Here is a 19368-nt window from a genome sequence, read left to right on the forward strand (position 1 = left end):
TGAAATTACTTCGAAATTGGCACAGATTGGCAACCAAACAACTACAACAAACGCTTCTCCAGATCGATCGTTGAGTGATTTTTCCCCGATCTTACGGAAATTTCCTACTCAGTTCGCGCTAGACGAAGCAGCCGTCGAAGGGGGCTGGTGCTTGAAAAAACGTCTGTTCGTTACGGGCCTCAGCGGTTTCGTTGGACGTCACCTCAAATCTCGACTGAACGGTCATGATTCGGCGTGGCAGGTGATGCCTGTCGCTGCCCGCTACGACCTGACGGATGCCAAGACCCTGGAAGGCCTCTGGCCCGAGATTCCCGACGCCGTGATCCACCTGGCGGGACAGACCTTTGTCCCCGAAGCCTTCCGCGATCCAGCACGCACCCTGCACATCAACCTGCTGGGCACCTTGAACCTGCTCCAGGCCCTCAAGGCCCGGGGTTTCACCGGCACATTCCTGTATGTCAGCTCCGGTGATGTCTATGGCCAGATCAGCGAAGACCACCTGCCGATTACCGAACTGCAACTGCCCTCCCCGCGCAACCCGTATGCCGTGAGCAAGCTGTCGGCCGAACTGCTGAGCCTGCAATGGGGCATGAGCGAAGGTTGGCCGGTGCTGGTGGCCCGCCCGTTCAATCACATCGGTCCCGGGCAGAAGGACAGCTTCGTCATTGCCAGCGCCGCCCGGCAAATCAGCCGGATCAAGCTGGGCCTGCAACCGGCTCGGCTGCAAGTGGGCGATATCGACGTGACCCGCGACTTCCTCGATGTCGGCGATGTGATTTCGGCCTACCTGGCCCTGCTGGACAAAGGCGCCCCGGGACAGGTCTACAACATCTGCTCGGGCCGCGAGCAGAGCATTCGCAGCCTGATCGAACAACTGGGCGATATCGCCCAGGTCGACGTGCAACTGATCCAGGACCCTGCGCGTCTTCGCCGCGCAGAACAGCGTCGCGTCTGTGGTAGCCCAGCCAAGCTACGACAGGCCACCGGATGGACGCCTGAAACAACAACACAACAATCCTTGCGGGCGATCCTGTCCGACTGGGAGATACGGGTACAACAAGAATGAAAAGTGCATTGATCACAGGGATCACCGGTCAAGACGGCGCGTATCTGGCCAAGTTGCTGCTCGACAAGGGTTACAAGGTTCACGGCCTGGTGGCGCGACGCAGCAGCGACTCGCGCTGGCGACTGCGAGAAATGGGTATCGAACAGGACATCGTTTACCTGGACGGTGACATGGCCGATGCCTGCTCCGTGCAACGGGCCGTGATCAAGTCGGCGCCGGACGAGGTGTACAACCTGGCCGCGCAAAGTTTCGTCGCGGCCTCCTGGGACCAGCCAGTGACCACCGGCATCGTCGACGGGCTGGGGGTCACCCACCTGCTCGAAGCCATTCGCCAGTTCAGCGTGCATACGCGCTTCTACCAGGCGTCCACCAGCGAAATGTTCGGCCTGATCCAGGCCGAACAGCAGGACGAGCACACCCCGTTTTACCCACGCAGCCCCTATGGCGTGGCGAAACTGTACGGCCACTGGATCACCGTCAACTACCGGGAAAGCTTCGGCCTGCATGCCAGCAGCGGCATCCTGTTCAACCACGAATCACCGCTGCGTGGCATCGAGTTCGTCACCCGCAAGGTCACCGACGCCGCTGCACGCATCAAGCAGGGCAAGCAGCAGGAATTGCGCCTGGGCAATATCGACGCAAAGCGCGATTGGGGCTTTGCCGGCGATTACGTCGAGGCCATGTGGCTGATGTTGCAACAGGACACCCCCGACGATTACGTAGTGGCTACCGGCGTCACCACCACCGTGCGCGAGATGTGCAGGATTGCCTTCGAACACGTGGGCCTGGACTACCGTGACTTCGTCAAGATCGACCCGGCGTATTTCCGCCCGGCCGAAGTCGAAGCGCTACTCGGCAACCCAGCCAAGGCACAACGCGTCCTGGGCTGGAAGCCCAGGACCGACCTCGACACCCTGATCCGCATGATGATGGATGCGGACATGAAACGCGTCGCCAAGGAGTAGGCCATGCTCATTCCAGTGATTCTCTCCGGCGGGGCCGGGACGAGGTTGTGGCCGGTGTCCCGCGAAGGCCACCCCAAACCCTTCATGCTCTTACCCGATGGCCAGTCGCTGCTGGGCAAGACCTATCGGCGTGCCGCGGGGTTGTTCGATGGCCGGGGCGACATCGTCACCGTCACCAATCGCGAGTACTACTTCCAGAGCCGCGACCACTATCAAAGCGCCCACCTGGAGCGTCATCGCGGTCACTTCGTGCTCGAACCGACAGGTCGCAACACCGCGCCGGCCATTGCTACCGCCGCGCTCGCGGTGCAGGCCCTGCACGGTGACGATCCGATCCTGGTAGTCATGCCTGCCGACCACCTGATCCAGGACGAGGCCGCCTTCCAGACCGCCGTGGCGCACGCCGTGGAACTGGCCAAAAACGGCCACTTGGTGACCTTTGGTGTACTGCCCTCGGCGCCGGAAACCGGCTTCGGCTATATCGAACGGGGCAAGCCCCTGGACACCAAGGGCGCGGCCAAGGTCGTGCGCTTCGTCGAAAAACCCGACCTGCAGACCGCTACGCAATATCTGGAAAGCGGCCGCTTCCTGTGGAATTCGGGGATGTTCTGCTTTTCGGTCAAGACCCTGCTGGCGGAGCTGCAAGCCCACGCCCCCGAGCTGCTGGAACAGGCACGCGCCTGTGTCACCGCCAGTACGGCGGTGGAAACCTCAGGGTGTGTGCAGCAGGAATTGTCCGCGACACATTTTGCCGAAATGCCAGACATCTCCATCGACTATGCCTTGATGGAACGCTCCGCCAATGTCGTGGTGATTCCCGCGGCATTCGACTGGAGCGATATCGGCTCCTGGAGCGCCGTCGCCGGCCTGGTGCCCGCCGATGCGCAAAACAACCGCGCCACCGGCGAGGCCCTGTTTATCGACAGCCAGAACAACTTCGTCCAGAGCGACGGCCGCCTGGTAGCCGCCCTGGGCGTGGAACACCTGATCATTATCGACACCGCCGATGCCGTGCTGGTGGCCCATGCCGACCGCGCCCAGGATGTTCGTCGCGTCGCCCGGCAACTCAAGGACAAGGATCACGAAGCCTATCGCCTGCACCGTACGGTCAGCCGGCCATGGGGCAGCTATACCGTGCTCGAAGAGGGTCCACGCTTCAAGATCAAGCGCATCGTGGTCAAGCCTGGCGCATCGCTGTCGCTGCAAATGCACCACCATCGCAACGAACACTGGGTGGTGGTCGAAGGCATGGCCAAGGTCACCAACAACGGCTCGGGTTCGCACCTGGTCGCCAAGAACGAATCGACTTTTATCCCGGCCGGCCACAAGCATCGCCTGGAGAATCCCGGCGTGATCGATCTGGTGATTATCGAAGTGCAAAGCGGCGAATACCTGGGGGAAGACGACATCGTTCGCTTTGAAGATCACTACGGCAGGGCTGACTCATGTTGCTGAGCTTGCACTACTCATTATGGAGTTACCGCGGTTTTATCCTTGGCAGCGTCAAGCGTGAATTCCAATCGCGCTATCGTAACTCGCTGTTCGGCGCGTTGTGGACAGTGCTCAACCCGCTGTCGATGATTCTCGTCTACACGGTGATTTTTTCCCACATCATGCGTGCCCGCCTGCCCGGGGTGGAAGACGGCATGGCCTACAGCGTCTACCTCTGCGCCGGGCTGCTGACCTGGGGGTTGTTCGCGGAAATCACCACCCGCAGCCAGGGCATGTTCCTGGAAAACGCCAACCTGCTGAAGAAGATCAGCTTCCCCCGGATCTGCCTGCCGGTGATCGTGCTGTTCAACGCCGGGATCAACTTCGCGATCATCCTTGGGCTGTTCCTCGGTTTCCTGTTGATCACCGGGCGCTGGCCGGGCATTACCTTGCTGGCATTGGTGCCGCTGCTGGCCCTGCAGGTGATGTTCGCCGCCGGGCTGGGCATGCTGCTGGGGATCCTCAATGTGTTTTTCCGTGATGTCGGGCAGTTGTTCGGCATTTGCCTGCAATTCTGGTTCTGGCTCACGCCGATCGTTTACCCCATGACGATCCTGCCGCCGCCGATCCAGCAACTGCTCGCCTTCAATCCCATGACCGCCCTGATGCAGAGCTACCAGAACCTGTTTCTCTACAACCAATGGCCGGTCTGGAGCTCGCTGGTGCCGTTGCTGGTGGTCGGCCTGCTGTTATGCACCTTGGGCTTGCGCATGTTTCGTCGGCGCGGCGGTGAAATGGTGGACGAACTCTGATGGGACATTTGCGCGTCAGTGGCCTGGGCAAGGCCTACAAACAGTATCCGAACCGCTGGAGCCGGCTGTTCGAATGGTTGATCCCCTTTTCCCGCCAGCGTCATCAATTGCACTGGATCCTGCAAGGCGTGGATTTCGAGATCCAACCCGGGGAAGCCGTCGGCATCGTCGGGGTCAACGGTGCCGGCAAAAGCACGTTGCTCAAGATGATCACCGGTACCACGCAACCCACCTGCGGCCACATCCAGTTGCAAGGTCGTGTCGCCGCGCTGCTGGAACTGGGCATGGGCTTTCATCCGGACTTCACCGGTCGCCAGAACGCGTTCATGGCCGGTCAGTTGCTGGGCATGCAAGTGGAGGAAATCGAAGCCTTGATGCCCGAGATCGAAGGGTTCGCCGAAATCGGCGAGGCCATCGACCAGCCGGTACGCACCTATTCCAGCGGCATGCAGATGCGCCTGGCCTTCAGCGTCGCCACCGCCCGGCGTCCGGACATCCTGATCGTCGACGAAGCGCTGTCGGTGGGCGACGCCTACTTCCAGCACAAGAGCTTCGAGCGCATCCGCAGCTTCCGCAAGGCCGGCACCACGCTGCTGATCGTGTCCCACGATCGCTCGGCGATCCAGTCGATCTGCGACACCGCCATTCTGCTCGAACACGGGCGCATGGCCATGCGCGGCAAGCCGGAAGAAGTGATGGATTACTACAATGCCATGCTGGCCGAGCGCGAGGGGCAGATAGTGCGCCAGGAAATGCTCGCCAGCGGCCAGGTGCGCACCATTTCCGGCACCGGTGAGGCCGCCATCCTTGATGTACAGCTCTTGAACATCAAGGGCCAGGCGGTGGAAGTAACCGAGATCGGCCAGCCTGTTGTGTTGCAGGTCAGGGTCGAAGTGCGCCAGAACATAGATCGGCTGGTGCTGGGCTTCATGATCAAGGACCGACTCGGTCAGCCAATGTATGGCATCAATACTCATCGTCAGGAAAAGGCCCTGACCGATCTCAAGGCGGGTGAACAGATTGTCTACCGCTTCAGCTTCGACATGCGTCTGGGCAAGGGCAATTACTCCGTAGCACTGAGCCTGTCGCGACTGGATTCGCATCTGGACGGCAATTTTGAATGGCGCGACTACGGGTTGGTGTTTCACGTGATCAATAATCGCCAGGAAGATTTCGTCGGCTGTTCCTGGCTCCAGGCCGAGACCTGCATCCAGCGTTCGAGCCAGACTGCCGTCGAGGCGTTACCGCAAAAGGAGTTGCCATGAGCCGCCTGTTGGTGGAATGCACCTACGTATTCGAACACCCGGAAATCAATTCCGGCATTCAGCGCGTCGTGCGCAATGTAATTCGCGAACTGCCGGCCAAGGATGGCGAGCGTGAATGCATTCCCGTGGTCATGCTGCAGGGCAAATTATACGAGGCCAAGAGCCTGGCCCCGCTGTCGATCGATAAACTGGATCTGGTCAGCCTGAGGATACGCTGGGAACAGATGGCCAACCTGTTCTGGTTCTGGCATCGGACGCTCGCACGGCAGTGGCCCTTCAGCCGATCATTGTGGGCCCGTCGCCTCCTGTACATTGGCTGCCGCCTGTTCGCCTTCGGCTTCTTGAGCATACCGATACGTTTGTTCGACCGCGCCCTCAAAGGCCAAGAGCTGCCTAAGCGTTGCGTACCGCTGGAGCATCGGGCCGGCGATCAACTGATCTTGCTCGATTCATCCTGGCACTCGGATATCTTCCCCCTGGCCGAACAGCTCAAGCGCGATGGTGTCGGGATCATCTCGGTGGTCTACGACCTGATCCCCCTGTCTCATCCACAATTCTGCGATGCCGGGCTGGTCAAGGTGTTCAACCATTGGTTCGACTGGATTGCCCGCACCGCGGACGGCTACATCGCCATCTCCGCCACCATCCGTGACCAGTTGCGCCAAGAAATGGTCCGGCGCATTGGCGAGCAGCAGGTACAAGAACGCTGGTTCGACTATTTCCACCTGGGCAGCGAACTGGACCAGATTAACGCCGCCCACGCCGTCGACCCGAAGTTGCTGCGGTTGTTCAAGCGCCCCGAGCCGGTGTTCCTGATGGTCAGCACCATCGAGCCGCGCAAAAACCACGCCTATCTGCTCAATGCATTCGAGCGGGCCTGGGCTGCCGGTTCCCAGGCGCGGCTGTGCATCGTCGGGAAGATCGGCTGGAAGTGCGAGGCGCTGATCGAACGTATCGAGCGTCATGCACAATTCAACAGCCGCCTATTCATGTTCAATAACCTCTCGGACCAGAGCCTGGAACACGCCTATCGACACGCCACTGCGCTGGTGTTCCCGTCCTATGTGGAAGGTTTCGGCCTGCCACTGGTGGAGGCCATGCAGCGCGGCTTGCCGGCAATGGGCAGCGACATTGAAGTGTTTCGGGAAATCGGCGGTGATTTCATGGCCTATTTCGATCTCGACGAACCCCAAAGCCTGGCGGACCTGGTCACCGACATGGAACATACCGGGGTATTCCCGGCCAGGCGCAACCTGGATCACTGGCAATGGCTGAGCTGGCGCCAAGCCAGTGCGCAACTGGTAGAACGGATCGAGAGCCACGTTAGCGAAGTCATCGTCGACCGGGAAACAGCATGCGGATAGCCCTCAACGCACGCATCCTCCAGGCGCCACGCACCGGCATCGGCCAATACGTGTCGGAACTGGCCACCGCCCTGGCCCGTGAGCCTGATGTGCAGTTGTCGCTGTTCCACGGCTGGGGCTGGAACTCGCAGCTGCCACAAGCGCCCACGCCTGGCTATTCGAGATTCAGTCCCTTGTTGCGGCGGGTTCCGGGCGCCTATCAGGCGCGACGCTGGCTGGAACAGAAGCGCTTCGACCAGGGCCGTCCCCAGGCCATCGACCTGTATCACGACCCCAGCCTGTGGCCGCTGGCCTTTGACGGCCCGACGGTGATGACCCTGCATGATCTGACGCATGTGCGTTATCCCGAGACGCAACCACCCGCACGCCTGAAAGAAATCGAGCGACGGCTGGCCCGGGCGGTGGAACAGGCGCAGTTGATCATGACTGTTTCGCAGTTCATCGCTGATGAAGCGCAACAGCATTTCGGCCTCCCCGCCGAGCGCCTGCGGGTCGCGCCGCTGGGCGTGTCGGCGCGTTTCCATCCGCGCGAACCCGCAGCCATCGACACCGTACTCAAGGCCCATGGCCTGGAGCACGGCCGTTACTTCCTATGTGTCGGCACCCTGGAACCGCGCAAGAACCTGTCACTGGCCCTGCGTGCCCACACCGGGCTTCCTGAATCCGTACGTCAGACCTTTCCTTTGTTCATCGTAGGAATGAGCGGATGGCAACAGGCACAGCTCAATGATGAGTTGAAAGACGCCCTGGCTGGCGGTCATGTTTGTCTGGCGGGTTACCTGCCTGACGAACAGGTCGCCCAGCTATTGGCGGGGGCACGGGCATTGATTTTCCCGTCCTACTACGAAGGCTTTGGCCTGCCGGTGCTTGAAGCCATGGCCAGTGGCACACCGGTGATTACCACCCGCTGCTCGGCGATGCCCGAGGTGGCGGGGCCAGCCGGCAATTACTGCGAGCCGGACGATCCGCAAGGCATGCGCGATGCCATGGGCCGGTTGATGGAAGACCCCCAGCACTGGCAAGCGTGTCGCGAAGCGGGGCTGCAACAAGCGGCGCTTTTTTCCTGGGAACGCTGTGCGAAGGTCACCGCCCAAGCGTATCGCCAGGTCTTGGGAGGTTGAATGCGAGTCCTGCACTTTTACAAAACCTATTTGCCCGACTCCATGGGCGGCATCGAACAGGTCATTTTCCAGCTGTGCGACAGCACTGACCGGTTGGGTGTCGATAACACCGTGCTGGCCCTGAGCGGGCAGCCGGCGCCCGAGCCAATCAAGATCCGACAGCATGTCGTTCATCAGGCGCGATTGGACTTCCTACTGGCGTCCACCGGCTTCTCCTACAGCGTGTTCAAGAAATTCCGTGAGCTGGCCGCCGAAGCGGACGTGATCAACTACCACTTCCCCTGGCCGTTCATGGACCTGGTGCATTTTTTCACCGCGGTGAAAAAACCCTACGTCGTGACCTACCACTCGGACATCGTTCGCCAGCGGCACCTGCTCAAGCTCTATCGCCCCTTGATGCGGCGCTTTCTGAACGGCGCCGAGCGCATCGTCGCGGCGTCGCCGAACTATGTTCATACCAGCGACGTGCTCAAGGAATACCCCGCCAAGACCCGGATCATCACCTACGGCCTGAACAAGACCAGTTATCCACAGCCCGACGCCGAGCGCATGGCGGGGTGGAAGGCAAAACTGGGCGAGCGTTTCTTTTTGTTCGTGGGGGTGATGCGTTACTACAAAGGCTTGCACATTCTGCTCGACGCCCTCAAAGGCGTGGATTACCCCGTGGTCATCGTGGGCGCCGGCCCGCTGGAAAAACAACTGCATGCCCAGGCGGCGGCATTGGGCCTGCGCAACCTGCATTTCCTCGGACGCCTGGGGGACGAGGACAAGGTCGCGCTGCTGGAATTGAGTTATGCCATCGTGTTCCCTTCGCACTTGCGCTCCGAAGCCTTTGGCATCTCGCTGCTCGAAGGCGCGATGTTCGGCAAGCCGATGATCTCCAGCGAAATTGGCACCGGCACCAGCTACATCAATGTCCACGAAGAAACCGGCCTGGTAGTGCCACCGAGCAATCCCGAAGCTTTTCGCGAGGCGATGCGCACCCTGTGGGAAACCCCGGCACAAGCCCAGGCCATGGGCGCCCGAGCCGAAGCCCGCTACCGACAGTTGTTCACGTCTGAAGAGATGGGCCGCAAGTGGGTGCGGCTATACGAGGAACTGCTGGAGGAAAAGGCGCTTTCCTACGCCTGATCCTCCAATGGATTCCCTGTTTGGGCGGGTTGCCTATTCAACGGCTCATGAATGCTTTTGCAACCCGACAACCGTACGCGGCATGCCCACGAACCCGGGCAAGGCTTCGATCCGCGCCAACCAGGCCCGCACATGGGCATAGTCCTCCAACGACACATTGCCTTCCGGTGCGTGGGCGATGTAGCTGTAGCCGGCGATGTCCGCGACAGTCGCAGCGTCACCCGCCAGATAAGCACGGTTGCTCAACTCTTGATCAATGACTTTCAGCACGTTGTGGGAACGGGCGATCACGTCCTCAGCGTTGTAGGCCGCGCCAAATACGGTGATCAGTCGCGCCGTGGCCGGGCCCGCATGGATCGGCCCAGCCGCCGCCGACAACCAGCGCTGCACCCGGGCGGCGCCAACAGGATCGGTCGGCAGCCAGCGGCCCTTGCCATATTTGTGCGCCAGGTACACCAGGATCGCGTTGGAGTCCGCCAGCACCACGCCGTCATCGTCAATGACCGGTACCTGGCCAAACGCATTGAGCGCCAGGAAGTCCGCCTGTTTGTGCGCGCCCTTGGCCAAGTCGACGAAGACCTCTTCGACCGGTAGCCCGAGCAACGAAAGCATCAATTGAACACGATGGGAATGGCCGGACAGCGGGAAGTGATAGTGCTTGATAGGGTTCATGGTCGACTCCGCAGGAAGTGACGCCATCAGCACAACGGCGTCGATGGGGTCATCTTCCGCTCCAGGCAAAACCAAGAGAATCACCCAAAAATGCAATCCATTGTTTCAGCCAGCGAAACAATGCTTCAACCGCTCAAGGCCGGATGTTCGCGCAGTGCACCGACGACGAAATCGACAAAACTGCGGACCCGCGCCGGCGCATTTCGCCCGCCCTGGTACACCACATGGATCGGCAGAGGCGGCAATTCAAAATCGGCCAGGACGATTTCCAGTTCCCCGGCCGCCACGTTGCCTGCCACTTGGTAAGACAGGACCCGCGTCATCCCCAACCCCTGGCAGGCGGCGGTGATCGCGGCCTGGTTGGCCGTCACCACCAGCCGAGGCGCGGGCCGGACGGCCAACGGTTGGCCTGAATCGATGAAGGTCCAGCTTTTGACCTGGCCAATGGCCGAGGATGCCACCACGGGCATTCGCTCCAAATCCTCCGGATGCCGGGGCCGCCCGTGGCGTGCGAAGAAATCCGGGGAGCCGCACACCACTCGCCGTACTTCACCGACCCGCACGGCGTGCAGGTTGCTGTCCGGCAGTTCGCCAATGCGCAGGGCAACGTCGATGCCCTCCTCCACCAGGCTGACCGTGCGGTCTAACAGCAAGGCGTTGATGCTGACCTCAGGGAACCGATGCAAGTAATCCACCAGCAGCGGCGTGACGAATAACTGACCGAACAGCACGGGCGCGGTAATCGTCAACTGCCCCCGGGGTTGGACGTGGCTGCCGGCCGCTGAATCCTCGGCTTCCTGCAAGTCGCTCAGGATCCGGCGACTGTCCTCGAGAAAGCGCTGGCCGGCTTCGCTCAAGTACACGTTGCGGGTGGTGCGCACCAGCAATGGCGTGCCGATGCGTTGCTCCAACGCCGCCACCGCCCGCGTGACGCTGGCCGCCGACAGCCCCAAGCGCCGCGCTGCCGCCGAAAATCCCGACTCCTGGGCCACGGCGAGGAAAACCTGCATTTCCTGGAACCTGTCCATCCATCCCCCGATGAGAAATCCTGATACAAGTTTTCTGCGCGTCTCAAAGCAGCGCTACGCGGCCATTGTAGAGGCCTGGGCCAGTGAACCACAGCGTAGCGCAGCCAGACACCGGGACATTGGCTCGGCCAAGGGCAATTGCCCTTGGTACCATTCCTCTGCATGACAATTTCATGACCAAAGGAAGAAACCTTCTGTGGGAGCGAGCTTGCTCGCGGTGGCGTCAGTCAGTCACACACCCTATGGACTGGCACACCGCTATCGCGAGCAAGCTCGCTCCCGCAGGGTGAGTGTGTTGTTCAATGGATTGGCTTCAACGAAAGGCCTGTTTCTTGTGAATATTCTCTACCGCGCTTTAAACCACCCCCGCGCCGCCCTCATCGCCCTGATTGGCTGCGTACTACTCGTCCCCATGGGCCTGCGTCTCGCCCTGGGCTGGTCCGACCCGCTAGGTTATCTCTCGGACCTGGGTATCGGCGGGTTGCTGATCGTGCTGCTCCATCGCCGTCCTGGGTGGCTGGCGTTCCCGGTATTGCTGGCTTGGAGCGCGTTGACCCTGGCCAGCATCGAGCTGGTCAGCGCGGTCGGGCGGATGCCCAATCCTTCGGACATTCATTACCTGATCGACCCCCAGTTCGTTGAGAACTCCAGCAGCGGTGGCTTCGCCCATCCCTGGCTGGCCGCGCTCCAGCTGTCCGCGCTGGTGTCCTGGCTGGTTACTCAATGGACCAGCCGCCCACGCCAGGCGCCACGCTTGCCTCGCCACGCCTGGGCCGTGCCCGTGTTGCTCCTGTTGGGCCACGGCGCGCTGCAAGCCTGGCGCCCCAGCGAGGCGGACCAATGGAACGTGTTCAACCTGCCTCACCAACTCGTCACCGCAGGTATCGCCGCCGGGCAGGACCAGGCCCGGCAATGGCTCGACGGCGATGCGGTGGACCCGGCCCCACCGATGGAGGGGCTGACCCGCCTGGACCTCGATGGCAACAGACTGTTGGCCGAACCGGGCCGTGCGCGCAACGTCCTGGTCATCGCCCTGGAGGGCATTCCCGGTGCCTACGTTGGGGCCAACCGCCAGGCCTTGAAAAGCAGCTATCAGGAGAACCTGATGCCGCACCTCAGTGCCTGGGCCGAGCGCGGCATGAACACACCCGATTACGTCCTGCATAGCCACCAGACCATTCGCGGCCTCTACGCGATGCTGTGTGGCGACTACGACAAGCTCGATAACGGCACGCCCAAAGGCGTCGAAATGCTCAACCAGACCCAGCGCAATCAGGCCTGCCTGCCGGCCCAGTTGCGCCAGAACGGCTTTTCCACGCATTTCCTCCAGGGCGCGGGCCTGCGGTTCATGGCCAAGGACCGGATCATGCCGCACATCGGCTTCGACACGACCTTGGGCATGGAGTGGTTCACTCGCCCCGCCTACCTGGAATTCCCTTGGGGCATGGACGACAAGACCTTCTTTGAAGGCGCGTTGGACTACGTCGGGCAACTGCAACAAGCGGACAAGCCCTGGATGTTGACCCTGCTGACCGTGGGCACGCACCAGCCCTACTCGGCGCCGGATGACTACCTGCAACGCTACGACACCGCCAAGCAGGCAGCGGTAGGTTACTTGGACGATGCCCTGGAAAACTTCCTCGCGGGCCTGGAGCGCCAGGGCATCCTGGACAACACCCTGGTGGTCATCACCTCGGACGAATCCCATGGCATCGACGACGTGCGGCTGGCCTCGTCCTGGGGATTCAACCTGACGCTGGCGCCGGAGCCGTTGCCCCGGATCAAGTCAGGCACCTACGGCCACGTCGACTTGACCGCCTCGATCCTCGATTACTTCGGCTTTACGGTGCCCACGTCGTTGTCTGGCCGCTCGATGTTCAGGGACTACCCAACGGGCCGGGAAATCATGTCGTTCACCAACGGCAAACTGCGCTACCACGATGGCGAGGGGACGTTCACCGAGTGCGATTTCCTCCAGCATTGCCGTTACTACACCAGCGAAGGCTTCATCGCCGACCGCGCCACCTACGGCGGGCAATACAGCGGCCAGCGCGCCAGGCTGATCGGCGCCCGGGCCACGGCCCTGGACCAGACGCTGTTGCGCACGCCCTTGAACCAGCATTATCAATTCGGCAGTACGGATAAAATCCCGCTGCCGGCCCAGGTCACCAACGACTGGACCGACAACCTGATCGGTGCCCAATACCTGGAAATGCCCAAGGGTTCGCAGACCCGCGTCAGCCTGACCATCCGCGCCGTGGACGCTGATCACGCCGCCTACATTTCCCTCAAGGCCAAGGAGTTCGAGCAGGATGTGTCGATGGACCTGCCGACAGACGTGGCGGTGACACCCGAGCAGCCGCTGGTGATGAACCTCCGTTTCGACAACCCGCAGCAGCGCAAGGCGTTTTCCTTCCATCTGCTCGGTCATGGCGTCGGCGCCATCGAGATCAGCGACTTCAGCGTCGTGACCGAACTGCCGGACCAGACCGACCAGCCGCAATACCTGGACGATATGCAGGAAGACCGCGAGGCCCAATCCAGTTGAACAAAAACGCGCAGCCATGGCTGCGCGTTCTAATGTCCGGCTCGTGCTTGATCAAGACTTGATCAATTGCATGATTTCGAATGCGTTCAATGCCGCACCCCGCAGTAACTGATCACCACTGATAAACAGGTCCAGCCCGTGCTCGCCGTAGATCAGGTTGTAGCGAATCCGCCCGACTTCCACCGCATGCTTGTAGGTGGAGGTCATGGGCATCGGATAAGCGCCGAACTCGGGCTCATCCACCACTTCAACCCCCGGTGCCGCGCGCAACAACTCACGCACCTGCGTCAATGACTCGATGGGCTTTTTGAACCGCAGGCTCAGGCTCTCGGCATGGGAACGCAGGGTCGGCACCCGCACAGCCGTGGTGCTGATAGCCAACCCCGGTTCGTCCAGGACCTTGCGCAGCTCCCAGACCACTTTCATTTCTTCACGGGTGTAACCATTGGCTTCGAACGAATCGACCTGGGGAATCACGTTGAAAGCCAGGTTATGGGCGAAGTGCTCGCTGTCATCACGGTCGCCATAATCACTGAAGGACTTGGCCTTCTCTCGCAGTTCCAGCATCGCCGGCTGCCCCGCACCGCTGGCGGCCTGATAAGTGGAAATGATCGCACTCTCCAACCCGAAGGCCTGATGCAGCGGCCCCAGCACCATCAGCGCAATAGCCGAGGAGCAATTGGGGTTGGCGATCAGTTTTTCGCCCATGTAACGCTGACCGTTGATGGGCGGCACCAGGAGCGGAATCGCCGGGTGATAACGGAAGGCCGAGGAGTTATCGATGACGTAGGCGTTTTCAGCCAGACGCTCGCCATACTCCAGGGCGAAGGCCCCGGAGACACACAGGAAGACGATATCGCACGAGGCGCACCCCTCGACCGAAAAGGCTTCGATCAGGTGCTCGACCTGACCCACCTTCAGGCGCTTGCCCGCCGAACGGCCAGAGGCCATGCACACCACTTCATAATCGGTATTTTCAAGCAATTGCAGCATGGTCATGCCCACTGCACCGGTGCAGCCCACCACGGCGACTTTCTTCATTTCGATTCCTTATCCTGAAAAACCTGCGCCATTCCCGGAAAGTGACAGCGCTGCGGGTATGTCATGCCGTACGCAACTGCGCGGACACGTTGGCGGCTGCCGCTGCACGCTGGGCCCGGATGGAGTTCCAGGTAAACAACGCAAGCGCCAGCCAGATGAACGAAAATGCCGCCAGTTTCAATGCTGAAACCGGCTCGCCATAAACGAACGCAGCCAACAGGAAGTTGCAAATGGGCGGCACAAATTGCAGGAAGCCCAGCGCGATCATCGACAGCTGCTTGGCGGCCAGGCTGTACCACCACAGGGGCAGTACCGTGATCAGCCCCGTGGCGACCAGCAACAGGTCGCGAGTGCCTGACTGCAGGAATTGATGGCCCACGCCGTGGGCCTGTGCCAGCAGCAGGAATACCGCTGCAAACGGAAGCAGGACTGCGATCTCGAGCGTCTGGATAACCACCGGGTCGCCCGGGACTTTCTTCTTGAAGAGGCCGTAGAAGGAATAGCAAAAACCGATGACCAGGGCGATCCAGGGGAAGGAGTGCAGGTTCAGCAACTCGAACGCCATCAGCGTCACGCCCGCCACGGCCAGGAAAATGGCCCAGGTCTGCAAGACGCTGAGGCGTTCCTTGAAGACCAGGCGTGACACCAACATGCTCATGATCGGGCTGAGGAAATAGCCGAAGGCAACCTCCAGCACTCGCCCCGTCATGATTGCGTAGATGTACATCAGCCACCACAGCCCTAATACCGTAGAGACCGTCAGCACGTTGACCGGGCGAACCGTCTTAAGCGTGGAACGCAAGGTTGAGACTCGTGCGGTCAGCAAGACCAGTGCAACGAGAAACAGCTCGGCAAACACCACCCGCCAAGACAGCAGATGGTACGCGTCGAGCCCGGCCAGCGGTTTGTACCAAAGCGGGTAGGATCCCCAAAGCAGCGTAGCGCCGAGCCCGAAAGCCACGCCTTGTCCGGATTCATTTCTGGCTGTCATGGGCCACCTCGGTGTTGAAAGCGCGCATAGCGTTATCCACAACTATTGGGGAGAAGAATGCGCGTGATTGTCGGTTGTTCGGCAGCCGAGGAACGACGGAACTGACAAGGCGTGCCTTGGCAGCCACCCGTTCCGGGCCGACATCGGTCATGCTGCTGTCACCGTCACAAGGCGCAGCCAGCCTGGGTGTTGCCAGCGATTGTAGGAGGGCGGGACAGTCCGCTACAGTGCGGCAGACGACAATAAACGGTAGCTTTACGCCAAATGCTGACACCTCCAGGAACAGTGGCCATCCTCGCCTACGAAGGCCTTTGCGTATTCGAATTCGGTATCGCCCTGGAGATATTCGGCCTGCCGCGTCCGGAACTGGACATTCCCTGGTACACCCATCAAGTCGTGGCCGTCGATCAGGGGCCGATGCGTGCGTTCGGCGGCCTGCAGATTGGCGTCGACGCCGGGCTCGAGGCACTCGAAACCGCACGCACCATCATCGTTCCCGGTTGGCGCAGCCGTCAGGAGCCGCCTCCCGAAGCCCTGTTGCAGGCCTTGCGCAAAGCCCATGCCCGCGGCGCACGCTTGCTATCGATCTGTTCGGGAGTATTCGTCCTCGCAGCCACCGGCCTGCTCGACGGCGAAACCGCAACCACCCATTGGCAATTTGCCCAAGAGCTTGCCGAACACTACCCGCTGATCAACGTCGACCCGAACGTGTTGTATGTGGACGCCGGGCAATTGATCACTTCAGCCGGAAGCGCGGCGGGCATCGACGCCTGCCTGCATCTGATTGCCCGCGACTGCGGCACCCACGTCGCCAACTCGGTGGCCCGGCGCCTGGTCATGGCCCCACAACGCACCGGCGGCCAGGCCCAATTCATCGTCGCGCCCGTGAGCAAGTCGCCACGCAATGAACTAAGCGGTGTTTTGCAATGGATTCGCGAAAACCTGGATCAATCCCCCAGCGTGGGCGACATGGCCGCCCGCGTCGCCATGAGCGAGCGCACCTTCCTGCGACGCTTCATCGAGACGACAGGCCTTGCACCCAAGGCCTGGCTGCAACAGGAGCGCCTCAACCGGGCACGGGAACTGCTGGAAAGCACCGACCAGCACACAGCCAGCATTGCCCAGGCTTGTGGGTATCGCTCGGTGGAAAGTTTCCGCGCAGCCTTCCGCAACGCTGTGGGTTTGCCACCCTCCGCCTACCGTGAACGGTTTGGCAGACGTGAAGCCAGTCCCCAGGCAGCCCTGAAGGCTAATCCAGCAACCGATGCAACTTGGCGTACTGCAACAGCATGATGGTCTTGCCGTCGCAAATCTCACCGCGCTCGATCATGTCCAGGGCCTGATCGAGCGACATTTCCAGCACTTCGATCTCTTCACCCTCGGCTTCCAGGCCGCCGCCTGCGTGCTGCTTGTCTTCATCGAAGTACTCGCCGACGAAAAAATGCACCCGCTCAGTCACCGACCCCGGACTCATGAAAGCGTCGAGCACTTTGCGCACGTCCTGGATGATATAGCCGGTTTCTTCCTGGGTTTCCTTGCGGATGCAGGTGTGCGGGTCGTCGTTATCCAGCAGGCCGGCGCAAGTTTCTATCAACAAGTCGTCGTGCCCGTTGACGAAGGCCGGGAAGCGGAATTGCCGGGTCAACACCACGGTCTGCTTGGCCTTGCTGTACAGCAGGATGGTGGCGCCGTTGCCACGGTCGTAGGTCTCGCGCGTCAGCTCGCGCCATTGGCCGTTGCGGCCGAGGTAGTCGTAGGTGGTCTTGCGCAGCACGTACCAATTGTCCGAGAGGACTTCGACGCGCTTGATGCGTACGCGATCCTTGATGCCGATTGCCTGTGTCATTTACCCACTCCGTTCGGGACCCGAGGTCCCCTTTGAAAACTCCATTCGCACCTCTTTCAGGCTCACAAGAAAACTCACGATGGCCCATCGTTTTTTCTAGTTCGACAAAATCTGTCCGCTCATTAAATCTTCGACCAGCCCTGAGCCTGCGGGGATTCCATCAATAAAAAAGAAACCGGACGAGAATTCCTCATGGGCATCAATCTGAAATTTGGCCACAAGATTCTTCTGGGTGCCTGCGTCATCGTGATGGCGGTATTCCTGTCTTTCTCGTTGTTCAACGACCATCGCCAGCAAGCCAGCACCCGCGAAGCATTGCACCGCAACCTACAGGCCACCGGCCAGTTGCTGGGCGCGAACCTCGACAGCTGGCTGGCCGGCCGCATCCTATTGATCGAAGGTGCCGCCGAAACCATCGCCGCCGATCCCACCCCGCAGACCATCGGCGCAATTCTCTCCCAGGACATCATTACAAAGACCTTCATCGCCAGCTACGTCGGCCTTGAAGACAGTCGTTTCTTTATCCATCCCGAGCGGGTAATGCCCGACGGGTATGATGTTCGCCAGCGCGCCTGGTACAAAGACGCGGCTCGCAGCCTTGAACCCGTGCTGACCGAACCCTACATCGGTGCCGGTATTGATTACCTGATCATGACCCAAGCGGCGCCGATCAAGGTCGATGGCAAGGCCGTGGGTGTGCTGGGGGCGAGCCTGAGCCTGGAGCAACTCGCCAAAATCATCAATGCCGTGGACCTCAACGGCATAGGCTACGCCTTCCTGGTCAGCGACGACGGCAAGATCCTGGTGCACCCGGACAACACACGAGTGACCAAGACACTCGCCCAAGCGTTCCCCGAAGGCCCGCCGAGCATCAACAGCGCCTTGAATGAAGTGCAGGAAAACGGCCGAACGCGGATCGTCACTTTTACACCCATCAACGGCCTACCCTCGCTGCATTGGTCCATCGGACTTTCAGTGGATAAAGACAAAGCCTACGCCGTACTCCACGCGTTTCGCACTTCGGCGTTGGTCGCCACATTAATCGCCATGCTGGTGACCGTCGGTTTGCTCGGCCTGTTGATCAATGCCCTGATGCGACCATTACGCAGCATGGGCTCGGCCATGCAATCCATAGCCGATGGCGAAGGCGACCTGACCCAGCGCCTGCACAGCCTCTCCCGGGACGAGTTCGGCATGATGGCCGGGGGGTTCAACCGCTTCGTCGAACGTATCCAGCAGTCGATCCGGGAAGTCCTGGCGTCCAGTGTCCAGCTCACCCAATTGGCGGCACAGGTCAGCCAGGCGTCAAACGCATCCCTGAAAAGCTCTGACACCCAAGCGGCGCTGACCCATAACGTCGCCACGGCTATCAATGAGCTTGGGGCCGCAGCCCAGGAAATCGCTCGCAGCGCCGCTCATGCTTCAAGCCGCGCCTCTGATACCAGGGATCAGACCCAGGAAGGCCAGTCGGTGGTGCAGCGCAGTATCAGCGCCATGTCGCAACTCTCGTCGCAGGTGGTCAATACCCGCCAGGACATCGAAAGCCTGAATGAGAAAACGCTGAAGATCGGACGTATTCTCGACGTCATCAAAGGCATTTCCGACCAGACCAACTTGCTGGCCCTTAACGCTGCCATCGAGGCCGCCCGCGCCGGAGATGCCGGGCGCGGTTTTGCAGTGGTCTCGGACGAAGTCCGTACGCTCGCCCATCGCACCCAACAGTCCGCTCAGGAAATCCACAGCATGATCGAGGAACTGCAAGCAGGTGCCGGCAGCGCCGTAAGCGCCATGCTCGAAAGCCAGCGTCACAGCGACGACAACGTCACTACCGCCAGGCTCGCAGGCGAGCGACTCAATCGCGTGCTGATGGGCATCGGCGAAATCGACGAGATCAACCTGTCGGTGGCCACCGCCACCGAAGAACAAACCTCGGTGGTGGACAATCTGGATCGCGACATCAGCCACATCAATGACCTGAACCAGGAAATGGTCGGCAATTTGCAATCCACCTTGCAGGCCTGCACAGAACTGGAAAACCAGTCACGCCGCCTGCAACAAATGGTCAACACCTTCAAGATCTGAGGCTC

17 protein-coding genes are annotated in these 19368 nt (G+C 60.9%); 11 read left to right on the plus strand and 6 right to left on the minus strand.

Annotated features, from left to right (window positions below):
• The first annotated feature begins 151 nt into the window (after positions 1-151).
• The 8 genes from BLO97_RS19155 to BLO97_RS19190 are packed head-to-tail and all read left to right on the plus strand — an operon-like array spanning position 152 to position 9155.
• The gene (locus BLO97_RS19155) at positions 152-1066 is read left to right on the plus strand and encodes a GDP-mannose 4,6-dehydratase (protein WP_063323688.1); all 915 of its coding nucleotides are present in this window, start codon (positions 152-154) and stop codon (positions 1064-1066) included.
• Positions 1063-2031, plus strand: a complete 969-nt coding sequence (gmd, locus tag BLO97_RS19160) for a GDP-mannose 4,6-dehydratase (protein WP_092221143.1) — start codon at positions 1063-1065, stop codon at positions 2029-2031. Before BLO97_RS19155 ends, gmd begins: the two co-directional genes overlap by 4 nt.
• A gap of 3 nt (positions 2032-2034) precedes the next feature.
• Entirely contained in the window at positions 2035-3486 is a 1452-nt protein-coding gene (locus tag BLO97_RS19165; RefSeq protein ID WP_092347378.1) for a mannose-1-phosphate guanylyltransferase/mannose-6-phosphate isomerase, read from the plus strand.
• Entirely contained in the window at positions 3477-4274 is a 798-nt protein-coding gene (locus BLO97_RS19170) for an ABC transporter permease (protein WP_063323685.1), read from the plus strand. The genes BLO97_RS19165 and BLO97_RS19170 overlap by 10 nt, the downstream gene beginning before the upstream one ends.
• Positions 4274-5539 (plus strand): ABC transporter ATP-binding protein, encoded by a 1266-nt coding sequence (locus BLO97_RS19175; protein ID WP_092221136.1) that lies wholly within the window; start codon positions 4274-4276, stop codon positions 5537-5539. The genes BLO97_RS19170 and BLO97_RS19175 overlap by 1 nt, the downstream gene beginning before the upstream one ends.
• Positions 5536-6903 carry a glycosyltransferase family 4 protein gene (locus BLO97_RS19180; RefSeq protein ID WP_063323683.1) on the plus strand — a complete coding sequence of 456 codons (1368 nt, stop codon included), beginning with the start codon at positions 5536-5538 and terminating at the stop codon, positions 6901-6903. The genes BLO97_RS19175 and BLO97_RS19180 overlap by 4 nt, the downstream gene beginning before the upstream one ends.
• Positions 6894-8024, plus strand: a complete 1131-nt coding sequence (locus BLO97_RS19185) for a glycosyltransferase family 4 protein (protein ID WP_092347381.1) — start codon at positions 6894-6896, stop codon at positions 8022-8024. Before BLO97_RS19180 ends, BLO97_RS19185 begins: the two co-directional genes overlap by 10 nt.
• Positions 8025-9155: a glycosyltransferase family 4 protein gene (locus BLO97_RS19190; RefSeq protein WP_092347383.1), complete on the plus strand. Its 1131-nt coding sequence runs from the start codon at positions 8025-8027 to the stop codon at positions 9153-9155. It abuts the gene before it with no gap.
• Positions 9156-9200: 45 nt separating this feature from the next.
• Here BLO97_RS19190 and BLO97_RS19195 read toward each other — a convergent pair whose 3' ends face one another.
• Together BLO97_RS19195 and BLO97_RS19200 are read right to left on the minus strand one after the other, a co-directional pair.
• Entirely contained in the window at positions 9201-9827 is a 627-nt protein-coding gene (locus BLO97_RS19195) for a glutathione S-transferase family protein (RefSeq protein ID WP_092221576.1), read from the minus strand.
• A gap of 125 nt (positions 9828-9952) precedes the next feature.
• Positions 9953-10855 carry a LysR family transcriptional regulator gene (locus BLO97_RS19200; RefSeq protein WP_092347386.1) on the minus strand — a complete coding sequence of 301 codons (903 nt, stop codon included), beginning with the start codon at positions 10853-10855 and terminating at the stop codon, positions 9953-9955.
• A 334-nt stretch (positions 10856-11189) separates the two neighbouring features.
• Between BLO97_RS19200 and BLO97_RS19205 the strand changes: the two genes are divergently transcribed.
• Complete coding sequence (locus tag BLO97_RS19205; protein WP_092347389.1) at positions 11190-13403, plus strand: LTA synthase family protein; 2214 nt, start codon at positions 11190-11192, stop codon at positions 13401-13403.
• Between the two features lie 51 nt (positions 13404-13454).
• Here the strand turns inward: BLO97_RS19205 and BLO97_RS19210 are convergent, their stop codons facing one another.
• The 3 genes from BLO97_RS19210 to BLO97_RS31680 all read right to left on the minus strand — a co-directional run bounded on the left by BLO97_RS19210 (position 13455) and on the right by BLO97_RS31680 (position 15586).
• Entirely contained in the window at positions 13455-14444 is a 990-nt protein-coding gene (locus tag BLO97_RS19210; protein ID WP_092347392.1) for an aspartate-semialdehyde dehydrogenase, read from the minus strand.
• 61 nt (positions 14445-14505) lie between these two features.
• Positions 14506-15435, minus strand: a complete 930-nt coding sequence (gene rarD / locus BLO97_RS19215) for an EamA family transporter RarD (protein WP_092147571.1) — start codon at positions 15433-15435, stop codon at positions 14506-14508.
• The gene (locus BLO97_RS31680) at positions 15419-15586 is read right to left on the minus strand and encodes a hypothetical protein (RefSeq protein WP_175489852.1); all 168 of its coding nucleotides are present in this window, start codon (positions 15584-15586) and stop codon (positions 15419-15421) included. Before BLO97_RS31680 ends, rarD begins: the two co-directional genes overlap by 17 nt.
• A 113-nt stretch (positions 15587-15699) precedes the next feature.
• Between BLO97_RS31680 and ftrA the strand changes: the two genes are divergently transcribed.
• The gene (gene ftrA, locus BLO97_RS19220) at positions 15700-16728 is read left to right on the plus strand and encodes a transcriptional regulator FtrA (RefSeq protein ID WP_092147568.1); all 1029 of its coding nucleotides are present in this window, start codon (positions 15700-15702) and stop codon (positions 16726-16728) included.
• On the opposite strand, the gene nudK is transcribed toward ftrA, so the two are convergent.
• Positions 16685-17281, minus strand: coding sequence for a GDP-mannose pyrophosphatase NudK (gene nudK, locus BLO97_RS19225; protein ID WP_092347395.1), 597 nt, complete (start codon positions 17279-17281; stop codon positions 16685-16687). The two genes, ftrA and nudK, sit on opposite strands and share 44 nt — an antisense overlap.
• A gap of 192 nt (positions 17282-17473) precedes the next feature.
• Between nudK and BLO97_RS19230 the strand changes: the two genes are divergently transcribed.
• On the plus strand, positions 17474-19363 hold the full coding sequence (locus BLO97_RS19230) for a methyl-accepting chemotaxis protein (RefSeq protein ID WP_092147563.1): 1890 nt from the start codon (positions 17474-17476) through the stop codon (positions 19361-19363).
• Positions 19364-19368: the final 5 nt, after the last annotated feature.

It is taken from the genome of Pseudomonas sp. NFACC05-1, from assembly GCF_900100135.1.
Lineage (GTDB): Bacteria > Pseudomonadota > Gammaproteobacteria > Pseudomonadales > Pseudomonadaceae > Aquipseudomonas > Aquipseudomonas fluorescens_Q.